We start from the raw sequence: 14325 nt of genomic DNA on the forward strand, positions 1-14325 counted from the left end.
CCGCCCCAGGGCTGGCTTCCTAGGCTTTGATTTCGTTCACCAGCATCCGCAGAGTGAGGCTGTGCTTCTCCGGCGGCAGTGCTGACATCGCAGTCTCCGCGTAGGCGAGTCCCCCCGCGCTATCTCCGGACCGCGCGAGCATGAGGCCCCGGTGAAGCTCAAGGTGCGTCGCGAACCGAGGCAGGCTCGCCGGAAGCTCGGCTCTCGCCTGCTCCTGAGCTTCCACGGCCGCCTTCTCGTCTCCCAGCCTGGCCAGCAGCAGCGACCGAAAGACGTTGAGCCGCCACCACGGAACGGCATAGTCGGAGGTCTGCTCATATGAACCGGCCTTGTCGAACATCCGGCGGCCACGCTCATCAAGGGCAAGAGCGGTCGCTCTGTCGCCTCTCAGGGCGGCGGCGTGCGCCTTGCCGTACACGGCATTCAGAAGGCCGAGAGACGGCCTGTCCGTGACCGCTAGGGCCTGGTCGGCCAGAACGTCGGCGATGGGCAGAGATGCGCCCTCGTAGCCAAGAGCGATGGCCGCTCTACCGCGCACCCACACGCGCGCGTCGGCATTCTCGGATGCATCCGCCGACTTGGCCGCCATGCGATACCAGTGCACGGCCTTCGTGCCATCCGACCCCGGGAAGGTCTTCGCGTACAGCGTCATCAGCCGGGCCGCGACGGACCACAGCCGGGGCTCTTCTAGCTCTGTACTTCGCGGGTAGTTCGTTCAGGTCTCTGGCCAGCGGGGATGTGTGGGTTCCAGGCCGAGGAGGTCGAGGAGGTGGAGCTGGATGCCCCGGGTGATGGCGATGACGGGTGGGTCGGTGGCGCTGCCGACCCGTAGCCGCAGGTCGGACAGGTGGTAGAGGATCATCCGGCCGGTGGGCCGCACCCTCTGGTTGCCGGGGTAGAGCCCCTGCATCTTCTGGTCGCCGCCGAGGGCTCGGCGGACCTGGCGTTCGATCAGGCAGAACAGCAGCAGGGCCAGGCAGATCACTGTGATCAGTGCGGCGACGCGTTTGTTGTCCTGCACGAAGACAGGGGTGACGGCCAGGGGGCCCTTGAAGTCGCTGTATCGGCGCTCGACGGTGCCCTGGCCTTTGTGGCGGCGTAGTACTTCGCCGGGATCGGCCTGTTCGGGGGTGAGGGTGGTCAGCAGCGCGTACCAGCCGTCGACGGCGGCTTCGGCCTGGAGCACGTCCTGATCGAAGTGCCAGGACAGGGCGGGCCGTCCGGTTTCGTCGGTGGTGATCTCGGTGTGCAGGCAGCCGGAGACCCGGCGGGTGCGGGTGATCACGCCGAGGCGTGCGGCGATCTTCTCTGCGGTGCTGTAGTAGCGGCCGCCGGCAGAGTGCTGGAGCTTGTCGAGGTCTTCGCGGGCCTTGGCCAGGCGTTTCTCGCGGGCCCGCTGCTGGCCTTTGGCGTTGCCGGTGGAGTGCACCAGGATCCGGCGTACCTGGAGCGGGGGATCGCTCTTGCGGGGCCCGGTCACAAGGTGGATGTCTTCCAGGACCCGGTAGGTCTCACGCGCTGCGGCGGGGGTGTTCTCGTCGCGGGCGGGGGTGTAGTCCACGACGGTGGCCGTCTCGAGGTCGAGGGCGGCGTAGACGGCGTCGTCGACCCTGGAAGCGGGGGCCGGGGCGATGAAATCGGTCCCGGCCCCGATCAGGGCGGTGACGTTGCCGTATGAGATCAGCTTGGAGTCGGCGATCAGCAGGAACTTCTTCGGTCCGGCCATCGCGCGCAGAGCGTTCATGGTGCCGGTGATCTGGGAGATCTCCGCGGCTCCGCCGTCGATGACGCGGGACAGCAGGGGGATACCGCCGTCGCCGGTCACCGCCAGGCCGGTCTGGATCTGCTTGAGGTCGTAGCGGCGGTCCTTGGGATGGCCGTGTCTGATGCGGGGATACTCCTCGTCCTGGTCATCGGCCGGGTAGGCGCCGTAGAGCGACATGGATGTCATGTCCCAGTGGAACGTGGACACATCGATGCCGAACTCGCCGATCGCCTGGGCCCCGATGCTGTCGGTGAGCTCTCTCAGCCGCGGGGCGATGGCGTCCAGGGCCCGGCCCAGACGGTCGTCGTTGAGCAGTTCCGCCTCAATTCCGAATACTTCTTCCACCGCCCACTCCCGGGCCCAGCGGTCCACCCGCCACAGGGGTGCGGGTGCGGTCAGCCGGTTGGCCACCAGCACCTCGATGACCTGGCCGTGCGTCACATGGGCGATGTCGCGGCCCGGGCACAGCCGGTCGACGGTCCCGGCCACATCAAGCCGGCGCAGAAACTCGGCAGCGACAGGCAGAGCGCCCAGACGCTTCTCCACCACGGAGGTGACCACACATTCCATGCGCGGGCGCACCGTCCGCAGCCGTGGGGACCGGGAAGACTTCGTCACACCCGGATCAACACAGCCACCCCCGGACCGGACACGGCCAGACACCAACTCCACCTGACTCAGCCACCCGCGAAGTACGGATCTAGCTGTTGCTGCACGATCACCAGCTCACGCGACACGCGCCGCTGAATGTCAGCCGCGCCCATCGACATGTACTCGGTCCCGTACGTGGCGAGCTTGGCCTCCCAGCTGTCTGCTGAAGGGCCGCCGGATAGCCGGGCGGCGAAATCCTGCGGACAGCAGCTCTGAAGCCACCACAGGGGCTATCGAGGCCCCCGCAACATCGGTAAGGAACGTACGTCGGTCCACTTCACCCTCAAGGACAGCTAGTGTCCTGCGCCGGAGATTCGTCGGCAGAAACGGGCTAGGGAGTCGAGGATCTCCTCGGCTGTCTTGGTCCAGATGAACGGCTTGGGGTCTTCGTTCCAGTTCTTGACCCATTTGCGGATGTCGGCTTCGAGGGCCTGGACGTTCTTGTGTGCGCCGCGGCGGATCATCTGGTCGGCCAGGAAGCCGAACCACCGCTCGACCTGGTTGATCCACGAGGAGCCGGTCGGGGTGAAGTGCAGCTGGAACCGGGGGTGTTTGGCCAGCCATGCCCTGATCGCCGGGGTCTTGTGGGTGCCGTAGTTGTCCACGATCAGGTGGACCTGGAGATGCGCGGGCACCTCTTTGTCGATCCTGATCAGGAACTTCTTGAACTCGGCAGCCCGGTGTCGGCGGTGCAGGGCACTGATGACCTCACCAGTGGCAACATCGAACGCAGCGAACAAGGTGGTCAGGCCGTTGCGGACGTAGTCATGGGTTCGTCGCTCGGGCATGCCGGGCATTATCGGCAGGACCGGCTGGGACCGGTCCAGGGCCTGGATCTGGGATTTCTCGTCCACCGAGAGCACCACCGCGCCCTCGGGCGGGTTGAAGTACAGGCCGACGACGTCGTAGACCTTCTCCACGAACAATGGGTCCGTCGACAGCTTGAACGTGTCCGTCAGGTGCGGCTTGAGCTGGAACTTCCGCCAGATCCGGCCGACCGTCGACTTCGACAGGCCACTGCGGTCCGCCATCGACTTGCGCGACCAGTGCGTGGCGTTCTTCGGGAGTTCCTCCAGTGTCGTGACCACGACGTTCTCCACCTGGTCGACGCTGATGGTGGGCGGCCGGCCGGGCCGGGGCTCGTCGACCAGCCCGTCCAGCCGGTCGGCCAGGAACCGTCGCCGCCACTTGCGGACCGTGTCCGCGGTCACCCGCAGATCCCGTGCGACCGCGACGATCGGCGGCACCTCCGGCCCGGCGCACGCCAGCACAATCCCAGCACGCAGGGCCAGAGCCTGGGCCGATGTCGCCCGACGAGTCCACCGCTCCAACGCCGCCCGCTCATCAGCAGAGAGCAGCAACGGCTCCAGCTTCGGGCCCCGACGAGGAACAGACGCACCAGCAGCAGAAGTCACACAACAACTAACGATCAACTACTGGCGCAGGACACTAGCGGTCAGCTTGCCATCGACCCACAACAGGCCAGAGTCGGCCGTCAGAGCCTCTATAGCCTCCACAGGCACCTGATAGGCCACTCCGCCCGCATCCGCGCTTACGTCCGCCGTTACGCCAGCAGCCGCAGCCATGCCGCGAATGTCGCCCAGGTCGAGCCAGAACGAGTAGCGCGAGTGCTCCGCCATGTCGCGGAACACCTTGACCGTCACTCCGTGGAGCTTCAGAAACTCCTGACGCTCCTCGTCCGTCTTCCCCGCCCACATGTCCGCCCAGGTTTGCCCAGTCGGACGATACGTGTTCGCCTGCTCCGTGAAAGCCTCAGCCTCTCCCCTAAGAGCATCCCTGCGCCGGACAAGCTTCCGGCGCATCGTGCGGTACTGCTCCGCCTCCTCCTCGCTGTCATATACGCCAGCGAGGAAATCCTCGTTCAACATCGCCAGGCGGCCAGTAACCTTGTTCAGCTCCAAACTCGGATCAATGACGGTCAGCGCAACACGTTCCATCACCGGCAGGTCGCCGAGGTTTCCGAGTAGGGATTCAGTCACGAAATCTTCCAGCGCCTCAGCAGGCACCTGCAAAGGGCCTTGGCCGCAAATGCCGTGCCGGGCTTTATTGGCGCAGCGGTAAGACACGTATCGGTATTCTGCCCCGGCCGTAGGGCCGGTCTTCTTTGTAATGGTGCGCTCGGCTTTCTGGATACCGCCACCGCAACCGCCGCAGCGCCCGACACCGACAAGCATCGCCTTACTCCTCGTCGTGCGTGCAGTGCGCTGATTCGTAGCCAGGCGGGCAACTACCTTCTCCCAGGTAGCCGCATCAAGGATCGGCTCAGCTGTGACCATGACCGGCCTAAGCGTTTCGGGGTCTTCAACCACTTCTCCCTTGTAGGTGAAGAATCCGGCAATGCGAGGGTTCTTCAGAACCTCGCGAATGCTGTCGCTCGTCCACTTCGAACCCCTGGCAGGCTTGCCAGCCATCACCGAAATGGTGTCCTGCCAGGTAAGCACCCTGCGTTCGTTCAGCTCTTTCGCCATCGAGCGCAGCGACCGACCTTCGAGGACGGCCTTAGCGAAACCGCGAGCCATCTCCGCATATTCGGGATTCTGAACCAGCCATTTGCCTTTACCGTCGCCCAAGCGTTCCAGCGTGTATCCGAATGGCGGCAGACCTGCGATCCACCAACCTTCCGCATGCCGCTTCGCTTTGGCGGCCTCCACGCGGCCTCGAATAGTGTCAAGCTCTCCCTGAGCGAACGCCGCGATGATGTGCGCGAATACCGTACCCATCGGTGTGCTGAGGTCGATTCCCTCGGACACGGAAATGATGGTCTTTCCGTTCTCGCGGCACCAGTCGAGCACCTTCGAGAAATGGGCTACCCTGCGGGAAAGCCGATCTATCTTGTAGATCATGAGGGTGTCCCATTCCCCGGCGCGCTCGGCGAACCACGGGGCGAGCGCGGGGCGCTTGAACGGGTCCATCCCACCCGAGACCCCGGAGTCTTCCGCCCAGGCCACGACGCGGGCGTGACGGTCAGGCCGGGCGGCGGCATGTTCGATCGCCTCGCGCTGCCGCTCGATGCTCGTCGATCCCTCCACATCGCGCGAGAGGCGCAGGATCCCGAGCACCCGCTCGGTGCGGTTCGTGTCAGTCGTCATGGGCGCAGACTACCGGTTGCGCGCTACCTCGGTAAGTAACTGGACGGCTGGGAGGCGATGATGGCCACGTGGGATTTCTGGTCCAACCACCGCGTCTCATGGCGGCCATAGGGCTACGGGTGCCCTCAGTGCCCGGTCACTTCATCCATGAGCATCCGCAGCGTCAGGGAGTGCTTCTCGGGTGGCAGAGCAGCCAAGGCAGCCTGCGCATACGCCACCCCTCCCGCACGGTCACCGGACCGAGCCAGCATCAGACCCCGGTGCATCTCCAGGTGGGTACGGAAGCGAGGAAGCGTTTCGGGAAGCTCTCGAAGGGCTTCCTCCTGCGCGCTGACGGCTCCCTTCTCATCACCGAGTCGGGCCAGCAGCAGTGACAGGAAGACGTTCATCCGCCACCAGGGAACGGCGTGGTCCGAGGTCTGTTCGTACGAGCCTGCTCCGTCGAAGATGCGCCGCCCGTGGTCGGCGAGCTTCAGAGCCGAGTCCCGGTCACCTCGGAGTGCTGCGGCGTGGGCCTTGCCCATCACAGCCCGGGGCTCAGGTCTTGCGCTTGGCGCCCTTGCGTTCGCGGAGGAGTTCGCCGACCTCGGCCAGGGTGCGGAGTTGGTCCGGTGTCAGGATGTCGATCAGGTGGCGGCGGACCGACTCCACGTGGAGGGGGGCCGCCTCCGTGATCGTGGCCACGCCCGTGCCGGTGAGGACGACCTCCGCGCCCCGGCCGTCCGCGGCCACCTCCTCGCGGCGGACGACGCCGCGCTTCTCCATGCGGGTGAGCTGGTGGGAAAGCCGGCTGCGGGACCACTGCATCAGTTCGGCCAGCGCCGTGATCCGCATGCGGTGGCCGTCCGTGGAGCCGAGCACCGACAGGACGTCGTAGTCGGCCTCGGAGAGCCCGCTGTCCTGGCTGAGGTCGCGCGCGATCTCCGCGTTGACCAGCGGGAACATTCGCCGCCACGCGTACCAGGCGTCCTGTTCGGGATCCGTGAGCCAGCGGGGCGGCTCGGATGCGGGGGTCATGCCTTCCACTGTAGCCAGGTCGGTGACACATCATCTATCTGGTTGACACGTCACACACCTTGCGGGTTTTATAGGTGACACATCAACAACTCCATCGACCGGGAGCTCCTTCCATGACCCGCCTGCACGTCATCTCCGCCGCCACCCGCCCCACCTCCTCCGGCCGCCCCCTCGCCCACTGGGTCACCGAGCAGGCCCGCGCGCACGGCGGCTTCGAGGTCACCCCCGTCGACCTCGCCGAGATCGCGCTGCCCTTCCTCGACGAGCCCGCATACGCCTCGACCGGCAACTACGCCCACCAGCACACCCGCGACTGGAGCGCCCTGGTCGACTCGGCCGACGCCTTCCTCTTCGTCCTGCCGATGTACAACGGCGGCTTCAGCGCACCCTTCAAGAACGCCATCGACTTCCTCTACAACGAGTGGAAGGGCAAGGCGGTCGGCCTCGTCAGCTACAGCGCCGGCCCCACCGGCGGCGTCCCGGCCGCCGAGATGCTGCTGCCGGTGCTCACCCGCCTCGGCATGCTGCCCGCCGAGCGCTCCGTCGCGGTCCCGGGCATCCCCAAGCTGATCGGGCCCGAGGGCTTCGAGGCCCCCGAGGCGCTCACCGGCGAGCTGGCCGGCGTGCTGGACGACGTGGCCGCGCTGGCCGCGCAGCGCGCCGCGGAGTCCGTCACGGCGTGAGCAGGCTCCCGGCGGGGTGGTCGTACGCGGCGTGCGCATCCGGCCCGCGCCGCACGGCCCGGACCACCGGGTCGAGAACGTCGCTGCGGGGTCCCTCCGCCTCACCCCCCGAGGAGGCCGCACTCCTCAACGCCCTGTGACCCGGCGGGGCCGCGCCGCCGGCGCCGACCGATCAGCTGTGCGACTCCCCCGCCACGGAGACGGTCGGCCTGCTCGTGCACCTCGTCGGCCGTACAGGCGTTCCATGCCATCGCGTGGGGTCTTGCGTGGCGTTGGACAATGGACGGTGGCCCGGAAGCATTTCGCACGCGCAGCAGGAGGACACGGATGGCAGAGCCCGAGCGGACCGAGCGACGGCTGCGGCCGGCGCCGCTCCTCTTCGAGCCCTCGGAGGCCGCGGGGGACCCGGAGCACTTCTTCGACCTGGAATCGATCGAGGACCCGCGGGAGCTGCTGACCCGCGCGACCGAGCTGGCCCTCGCCTTCCGGGCGGCCCAGGACCGGGCCGTGGAGTTCCAGGCCCTGGCGGCGGCCCAGCTGGCGGACCCGCGGCGCTTCGACCGGCTCTCGCCCTCGGTGATCGCCGAGCAGGCGGAGTGGACCGAGGACTACGCCCGGAAGATGATCGAGTTCGGCGAATCCCTCCAGCGCAGCGCCGGTACGCCGTAGCGGGAGCCGGTCCGACCGCTGCGCGGGGCGACCTGGTGCTCCGCCCCGGGCCCCCGGCAACGGCGCCGCACCCAGCAACGACGGGCAGCCCGGGACGCCCATCGAGGCCAAGCACAGCGGACTGGCATATGCGGGGCGCAACATACCTCAGCCGCACCCCCCGCGTCCCGGTTTCCGGTAACTCCCGGAAACCGGCTCGCTACGGCCGGTACACCTGGCATATGACGACCCTGACGACGGCTCCCGGCTGCACCGCCCTCGACACGCGGACCGCGCGGACCGCGCCCGCCACCCACGTCACCCCGCAGGGCGCTGCCTGGCTCGCCTCCGCATCCGCCCACCCCGGGAGCACCCTCGCGCTCTGGGAGGCCCGGCCCGGCCTGCCCGCCACGCTGCCCTGCGGGAGCGCCTTCGACGTCGTCAACGTTCCGCTCGTCCTCGGGCGCCGCGTCCTGGACCTGCTCTGGGCCGAGGGCCCCGGCTCCGGTCCGGTCGCCGTGCACCGCGGCAGGATGCTGCTCTTCGCCGCCCCCGGCACCGCCCACCGGCTCCCGGCCCTGCTGGCGTGGGAGGAGCGGGGAGGCTCCCGCACCGCCCCGGCACCCCTGTGCCACGGCCCCGGCGACGCCGTCACCGTGCCGCCGCTGGCCGCCGGCCCCGGCCCCTCCCGGTGGCTGGTCGCCCCCGACGCGCGGACGCCGTGGCTTCCCGGGCCCGAGGCCCTGCTCTGGGCCTTCGTACGGGCGGCCCGCAGCCCCGCACCGACCGGACCTGGGGATATCGATTTTTCGTTCCGCCGATCCTCCTGCTAATGTCTTCCTCGTCACCAAGCGCCGCTAGCTCAGTTGGTTAGAGCAGCTGACTCTTAATCAGCGGGTCCGGGGTTCGAGTCCCTGGCGGCGCACAGACGAGAAGAAGGCCCCCACGCGAGTGGGGGCCTTCTTCGTCGTGCCACGGCCGCGCCGCGGTCATCCCGCGATCACGTCGTGATCTTCACCGTGTACGCGCCCGACCGGGTCCGGTCCGCCACCTCGATGGTGATCCGCTCCCCCGGCACGGTGTACGTCTCGCCCACCTCCAGCGGCGCGTCCGCGAGCGGCGGGTACACCGAGCGGTCCCAGCACGCCTCCGTGTCCGGATGGGCGTCCATCACCTCGATGGGGCCGCCGCCGGACGCCGCCTCGTTGCGCACCCGGTAGACCAGCACCCCTTCCGTGCAGGTGTCCCCGTCGTTGCCGGCGGAGCCCCGCGCCTCGACGGCGATCGCGCTGCCGGGGCCCGTACGGATCACCGCGAGCCGGGTCCCGCCCGTGCCGCCGCTCGGCGGGGCCTGCGCCAGCGGCTGGAGCGTGTGCAGCGAGGAGCCCGACCGCACGCAGTCCACCTGGGAGCCGTCCAGCCAGCCCAGCTTCCACTTGTGCCAGGCGAAGAGGTCCGGGGCCATCCCGAACTGGCTGCCCATGACGTCCCAGTCGCCCACGTACGTGTCCCAGTCGCCCTTGCCGTCCGTGGGCCGGTGGTAGAGGTCGGGCAGGTCGAAGACGTGGCCGGTCTCGTGGGCCAGCACGTTGCGGTCCGGCGGGTGCCGCTCGAAGACGGTGACGATCCGCCGCAGTTCGGTGCCGTCCGCGACGATCGGGCGGTCGAAGTTGACGACCTTCGTGGCGTCGGAGTCCACCCCGGGCGCGTCCGGGTCGGCGACGAAGTAGACGACGTCGTACTTGGCGAAGTCCACCTCGGCGTCGGCGGCCGCGACCGCGTCCCTCAGGTAGGCCGCCCGGTCCCCGGGGGCCCAGTCCCGCCTTATGCCGTACGCGGTGGACGGCTTGGGCATCCGGATCCACTGCTTCTGCGGGTGCGGGGCCAGCCGGAACCGCCCGTACGAAGCCTGCTCGAAGAACTCGCTGGTGGCGGGGAAGTAGTCGCCGGCGATCGCCGAGGTCGTGAGGGTGCTGCGGTGGTCGGGGAAGGAGAGGAAGACCATGACCGCATCGAGTGTGCGCTCGGGCTTGGGGTAGGCGCCGTTCCAGCTGTCCAAGCCCAGCGAGTGGTGCGCCCCCGTCCGGGTCAGCGCGCAGGGTCCGGCGCCGGGATCGGCCACCGCGGGTCCCGCGACGAGCGACATGGCGACGAGCGCAGTGAGGGAGGTGAGCGCCGCAGCGGTACTTCGGATGCGGGAACGGTCCACTCCCCCGGGTGTCTGCTGTCGCGCCACATCGACCTCCGGTGGTGGATTCGTGCCTATTTAGCCACCTTGAGGCGATTGTCTTACTAATGCCCTGTTCCGCTGCCCCACACGAGTGAGCAACGGGGCAAGCCGGTGACCCCCGGACTTCACGCACCTGCCTACAGAACGTCACGACCGATCACCCGAGATCAGTCAGGGGCTTCGCATGTTCACAGCCGCGCAGAAACGATCAAGCGATCTTGGTCCGACGATCCGTCATCACGCCGAACTCCGGCACCTCACGCGGCGACGCCGCTGGATAGGGCCTCCCGGCAGCCTCTATGATCGGCACACTTTCCTGCACGGACACTCACGAACACTGCGGGGCCAACGGTGAGCGGAACCTCAGAAGGAACCGGTTCGGCGGCCGACAGCATCCGATCGGCCATTACGGAGCGTCACCCGGCAGTGCCGGCAGTGCCGTCGCGCGCCGATTCGGAGCGGCGCGACTACCGGGCCGCCTTCAACGCGGCCCACCTCGCCATGGCGGTCGTGGACCGCGACGGCTTCGTCGTCGCCGCGAACGAGGCCTTCGCCGGACTGCTGGGCAGCGAGCCGCACGCCCTCGTCCACCAGTGCGCCGCAGACCTGGTGGACCTGGCCGCGGAGGCCCGCACCTGGGCCGCGTACCAGGAGGTGCTCCGCGGCCGGCAGGCCCGGCTGCGCTGCACCCGCCGCCTCAAGCACCCCGACGGGCACTCGCTGTGGACGGAGGTCACCCTGGGGCCCGTACCCGGGACCGGGGAGGTCCTGCTGTCCGTCTCCGACATCAGCGACCGGCGCGACCTCCAGGCCCGGCTGCGCCACCTGCAGATGCACGACCCGGTCACGCGGCTGCCCAACCGGGCGCTCTTCTTCGAGCGGCTCTCCGCCGCCCTGGAGGCCTCCTCGTACGAGCACGGCGGCGGCACCGGCCGGATCGGGCTGTGCTACCTGGACCTCGACGGGTTCAAGGCCGTCAACGACACCCTCGGCCACCGCGTCGGCGACCGGCTGCTGACCGCCGTCGCGGCCCGGCTGACCCAGTGCGCCGACCAGTCCGGGTACGGGCGCACCGGCGGGCACCTGGTCGCCCGGCTCGGCGGCGACGAGTTCGCCCTGCTGGTCGAGGACTCCACCGGCACCGAACAGCTCGCGGACCTGGCCCGGAGCGTACTGGCCGCCGTACAGGAGCCGTTCGACCTGGCCGGGCAGCGGCTGTCGGTCTCGGCGTCGATCGGGGTGGTGGAGCGGGCCACGGACGGCACCTCGGCGACCGGGCTGATGCAGGCCGCCGACACGACCCTGTACTGGGCCAAGGCCGACGGGAAGGCCCGCTGGACCCTCTTCGACCCGGAGCGCAACGCGCACCGCATGACCCGGCAGGCCCTCTCCTCGACGCTGCGCCCGGCCGTGGAGTGCGGGGAGTTCGAGCTGGAGTACCAGCCGCTGGTGGACCTGGAGAGCGGTGTGGTGCGCGGGGTCGAGGCCCTGGTGCGCTGGAACCACCCGCAGTTCGGCACGCTCACGCCGAATCGGTTCATCGGAATTGCGGAAGAGGACGGATCCATCGTCCAGTTGGGGCAGTGGGTGCTGCGCGCCGCCTGCAGGCAGGCGCGGCGCTGGCAGATCGAGCAGCCCAGCGACGCGCCGGTCTTCGTGTCGGTGAACGTGGCCGTGCGCCAGGTGTGGGACTCCGACCTGGTGCGCGACGTGGCGGAGATCCTGGCCGAGACGGGCCTGGCGCCGCAGCTGCTCCAGCTGGAGCTGACCGAGTCGGCCGTGATGGGCTCCGCGGGCCGGCCGCTGCAGGCCTTGCAGGCGCTCAGCGACATGGGCGTGCGGATCGCGATCGACGACTTCGGCACCGGGTACTCGAACCTTGCCTACCTCAGCCGGCTGCCGGTCTCGGTGCTGAAGCTGGACGGCTCCTTCGTACGGGGCTTCCGCTACGAGGAGGGCACGCACCCGAACCCGGCCGACGAGACCATCGTCGAGGCCCTGGTCCAGCTCGCGCACCGGCTGGGTCTGACGGTGACCGCGGAGTGCGTGGAGACCGCCGGGCAGGCGGCCCGGCTGCGCCGCGTCGGCTGCGACACCGGGCAGGGCTGGCTGTTCTCGCGCGCGGTGGCCCCGGACGTGATCGCCGGCATGATCGGGCGCCAGACGGCGGGCTCGGAGAAGTCCTCGGCGTCGCAGAAGTCCTCGGCGAAGGCCGCCGCTCAGCCCGACGGGCCCGCCCCGCACCCGGCGGGCCCCGGACTGTGAGATGCGCCCGGCGGTGGAACCGAACGGCCTAGCCTCGTGGGCAGTTGTCTGCGGTACGCCCCTTTGTGACGATCTTCTTGCTGTCGCGACCGGACAGTCATTCGATTCAGGGGGACCCATGAAACTGACCCGAGCCGCCCTCGCCGTTGCCGCAGGCGCCCTGGCGCCGGCCCTGCTGCTCTCCACCCCGTCCTTCGCCGCCGCGCCCGCCGCCGTCCCGGCGGCCGCTGCCGCGGTCGTGGGCTCGGACACGGAGAACGCCCTCGCCATCGTCAAGCTCCTCGCCGATCCGGCGAGCGGCAAGGCCGTGATCCGCGAAGCCAACAAGGCCCTCAGCGGCACCCCCGAGGACCGCGTGGCGTTCCTGACCACCGGCCTCGCGAAGGCGCAGGACGAGGACAACAAGGTCACCATCCTCAGGCTCCTGGCCGACCCCGCGACCGGCAAGGGGGTCAGGCGCGAGGCCAACAAGGCCCTGGACGGCACGGCCGCCGACCGCGTCGCGTTCCTGGCCACCGGCCTCGCGAAGGCCCAGGACGAGGACAACAAGGTCACCATCCTCAAGGTCCTGTTCGCCAATCCGTCCACCGGCAAGGCCGTGAAGCGCGAGGCCAACAAGGCCCTGGACGGCACCGCGGCCGACCGGACCGCCTTCCTGAAGACGGGCCTGCGCCTGGCCCGGGCCCAGGACGACCGCGTGGACGTCGTGCGGATCCTGGCCCGCCCGGGCATCAGCGACGCGCTGCGCGCGGCGGCCGAGAAGGCGCTGAACGGCACCCCGGAGGAGCTGCGCCACTTCCTCACGGTCGGCCAGTACCAGGTCTGACCGCCCGCCGGACCCGAAGCGGCAGCCCTCGGGGAGGGCTGCCGCTTCGGCGTACGGTCAGAGGCTCCGGACGAAGGCGGTGAACGCCTCCGGGGCGACCGTGAAGGCGGGCCCGTCGGGTCGCTTGGAGTCCCGGACCGCGACCTTGCCGTCTCCGCCGGTGGTTCCGCTGTACGAGGCCTTGCGCCAGGCGACGGTGCCGAGAGGGGCGCACTCGACGCAGTCTCCGCCGGTCCCGCCGCTGTAGCTCGACTTACGCCACTGCACGCCCGTCAGGTCCTGCATGGTCTCCATAACGTTCCTCCCTTACACGGGCGATCAGAGCCGCCGATTCCTCCAGAGAGAGCGCTGCGGCCTGCAAATGGTCGTAGCGATGTGCACAGTCGCTGGCCGTCTCGGGATTCGCTGTCACATGAGCCGAACCGTAGCTCTCGGCATAGACGATATCCGGGTCGCCTTCGAACCGGAGAACGTTGAACGCCCCGACAGTGGCGGGGTGATGGCCTGCGCTGAAGGGAAGGATCTGGATCCGCATCGCGCGGGAATCCCGGAACTTCAGCAGGTGGCTCAGCTGGTCCCGCATTATTTCGCGGCCGCCGAAGGGCCGGTGCAGCACCGCTTCGTCCAGCACCACCCAGACGAGCGGCGGACGTTCCCGGGTCAGGATGCGCTGCCGCTCCATCCTCGCGGCGACCGCCTCGTCGAGCTTCTCTCCCCACCCCGCCTTGAGGACCGCTCGCGCGTACGCCTCGGTCTGCAGGAGCCCGTAGACCAACTGAGGCTGGAACGAGGAGATGTGCGTCGCCCTGGCCTCCATCTCCGCATAGGCCTGAAACCACGCCGGCAGCTGGCTCCGCAGGACCAGACCCACCAGGCGGGAGAACACACCACCTGTGCCGAGCGCAGCATCCACCCGTTCCGAGAAGTCCCGAGTCGGTACCCGCCGACCGTTCTCGATCATGCCGATCAGGGAACCCGTACAGAAGATGATGCTGCCCAGCTGCGCCTGCTTCAGGCCCGCCTCCCCTCTCAGGCGGCGCAGCTCAAAGCCGTAGTAGTCCAGCGGCGAGGCACTGGGATCGATGTCACGGGCCTGAACCATGAGACGGCACCCCCAAGCGGAAACGAGC

The 14325-nt window shown here is 69.0% G+C and carries 11 protein-coding genes, 1 tRNA gene and 3 pseudogenes; 6 read left to right on the plus strand and 9 right to left on the minus strand.

What is annotated here, in order from left to right; translation table 11 throughout:
- Positions 1-19 precede the first annotated feature (19 nt).
- The 6 genes and pseudogenes from OG332_RS16300 to OG332_RS16325 all read right to left on the minus strand — a co-directional run.
- Positions 20-694 (minus strand): annotated as a pseudogene (locus OG332_RS16300) (XRE family transcriptional regulator); the annotation flags it as partial.
- Positions 695-715: 21 nt separating this feature from the next.
- A complete protein-coding gene (locus OG332_RS16305) occupies positions 716-2335 on the minus strand; it encodes an IS1634 family transposase (RefSeq protein WP_327414171.1) in 1620 nt (539 codons plus the stop codon).
- 374 nt (positions 2336-2709) lie between these two features.
- Positions 2710-3831 carry an IS630 family transposase gene (locus tag OG332_RS16310; RefSeq protein ID WP_442816100.1) on the minus strand — a complete coding sequence of 374 codons (1122 nt, stop codon included), beginning with the start codon at positions 3829-3831 and terminating at the stop codon, positions 2710-2712.
- Positions 3832-3849: 18 nt separating this feature from the next.
- Positions 3850-5526: a recombinase family protein gene (locus OG332_RS16315; RefSeq protein ID WP_327414172.1), complete on the minus strand. Its 1677-nt coding sequence runs from the start codon at positions 5524-5526 to the stop codon at positions 3850-3852.
- Between the two features lie 125 nt (positions 5527-5651).
- Positions 5652-6056, minus strand: a pseudogene (locus tag OG332_RS16320) (XRE family transcriptional regulator); the annotation flags it as partial.
- 7 nt (positions 6057-6063) lie between these two features.
- Entirely contained in the window at positions 6064-6543 is a 480-nt protein-coding gene (locus OG332_RS16325; protein WP_327414173.1) for a MarR family winged helix-turn-helix transcriptional regulator, read from the minus strand.
- Between the two features lie 113 nt (positions 6544-6656).
- Here OG332_RS16325 and OG332_RS16330 point away from each other — a divergent pair, with 113 nt between their 5' ends.
- The 4 genes and pseudogenes from OG332_RS16330 (at position 6657) to OG332_RS16345 (ending at position 8799) form a co-directional block, all read left to right on the plus strand.
- Positions 6657-7226, plus strand: coding sequence for an NADPH-dependent FMN reductase (locus OG332_RS16330; protein WP_327414174.1), 570 nt, complete (start codon positions 6657-6659; stop codon positions 7224-7226).
- A gap of 327 nt (positions 7227-7553) precedes the next feature.
- Positions 7554-7895 (plus strand): hypothetical protein, encoded by a 342-nt coding sequence (locus OG332_RS16335; protein ID WP_327414175.1) that lies wholly within the window; start codon positions 7554-7556, stop codon positions 7893-7895.
- Between the two features lie 221 nt (positions 7896-8116).
- Positions 8117-8735 (plus strand): annotated as a pseudogene (locus OG332_RS16340) (bifunctional DNA primase/polymerase).
- Positions 8726-8799, plus strand: a tRNA-Lys gene (locus OG332_RS16345). The pseudogene OG332_RS16340 and the gene OG332_RS16345 overlap by 10 nt, the downstream one beginning before the upstream one ends.
- A gap of 75 nt (positions 8800-8874) precedes the next feature.
- Here the strand turns inward: OG332_RS16345 and OG332_RS16350 are convergent.
- Positions 8875-10110, minus strand: coding sequence for a M6 family metalloprotease domain-containing protein (locus tag OG332_RS16350; protein WP_327414176.1), 1236 nt, complete (start codon positions 10108-10110; stop codon positions 8875-8877).
- 345 nt (positions 10111-10455) lie between these two features.
- Here OG332_RS16350 and OG332_RS16355 point away from each other — a divergent pair, with 345 nt between their 5' ends.
- Both OG332_RS16355 and OG332_RS16360 read left to right on the plus strand, forming a co-directional pair.
- Positions 10456-12369 (plus strand): putative bifunctional diguanylate cyclase/phosphodiesterase, encoded by a 1914-nt coding sequence (locus OG332_RS16355; protein WP_327414177.1) that lies wholly within the window; start codon positions 10456-10458, stop codon positions 12367-12369.
- 118 nt (positions 12370-12487) lie between these two features.
- Positions 12488-13195, plus strand: a complete 708-nt coding sequence (locus tag OG332_RS16360; RefSeq protein ID WP_327414178.1) for an ALF repeat-containing protein — start codon at positions 12488-12490, stop codon at positions 13193-13195.
- Positions 13196-13252: 57 nt separating this feature from the next.
- Here OG332_RS16360 and OG332_RS16365 read toward each other — a convergent pair whose 3' ends face one another.
- Together OG332_RS16365 and OG332_RS16370 are read right to left on the minus strand one after the other, a co-directional pair.
- A complete protein-coding gene (locus tag OG332_RS16365) occupies positions 13253-13489 on the minus strand; it encodes a DUF397 domain-containing protein (RefSeq protein WP_327414179.1) in 237 nt (78 codons plus the stop codon).
- Complete coding sequence (locus tag OG332_RS16370; protein WP_327419246.1) at positions 13449-14297, minus strand: helix-turn-helix domain-containing protein; 849 nt, start codon at positions 14295-14297, stop codon at positions 13449-13451. The genes OG332_RS16365 and OG332_RS16370 overlap by 41 nt, the downstream gene beginning before the upstream one ends.
- Between the last annotated feature and the right edge of the window lie 28 nt (positions 14298-14325).

Source organism: Streptomyces sp. NBC_01233 (assembly GCF_035989305.1).
In the GTDB taxonomy this organism is placed as follows: domain Bacteria; phylum Actinomycetota; class Actinomycetes; order Streptomycetales; family Streptomycetaceae; genus Streptomyces.

Excerpts from the sequence above, each read along its gene's own strand:
- OG332_RS16305 (WP_327414171.1), bottom strand. The coding sequence starts at position 2,335 with ATGGAATGTGTGGTCACCTCCGTGGTGGAGAAGCGTCTGGGCGCTCTG.
- OG332_RS16315 (WP_327414172.1), bottom strand. The coding sequence starts at position 5,526 with ATGACGACTGACACGAACCGCACCGAGCGGGTGCTCGGGATCCTGCGC.
- OG332_RS16325 (WP_327414173.1), bottom strand. The coding sequence starts at position 6,543 with ATGACCCCCGCATCCGAGCCGCCCCGCTGGCTCACGGATCCCGAACAG.
- OG332_RS16330 (WP_327414174.1), top strand. The coding sequence starts at position 6,657 with ATGACCCGCCTGCACGTCATCTCCGCCGCCACCCGCCCCACCTCCTCC.
- OG332_RS16335 (WP_327414175.1), top strand. The coding sequence starts at position 7,554 with ATGGCAGAGCCCGAGCGGACCGAGCGACGGCTGCGGCCGGCGCCGCTC.
- OG332_RS16360 (WP_327414178.1), top strand. The coding sequence starts at position 12,488 with ATGAAACTGACCCGAGCCGCCCTCGCCGTTGCCGCAGGCGCCCTGGCG.
- OG332_RS16365 (WP_327414179.1), bottom strand. The coding sequence starts at position 13,489 with ATGGAGACCATGCAGGACCTGACGGGCGTGCAGTGGCGTAAGTCGAGC.
- OG332_RS16370 (WP_327419246.1), bottom strand. The coding sequence starts at position 14,297 with ATGGTTCAGGCCCGTGACATCGATCCCAGTGCCTCGCCGCTGGACTAC.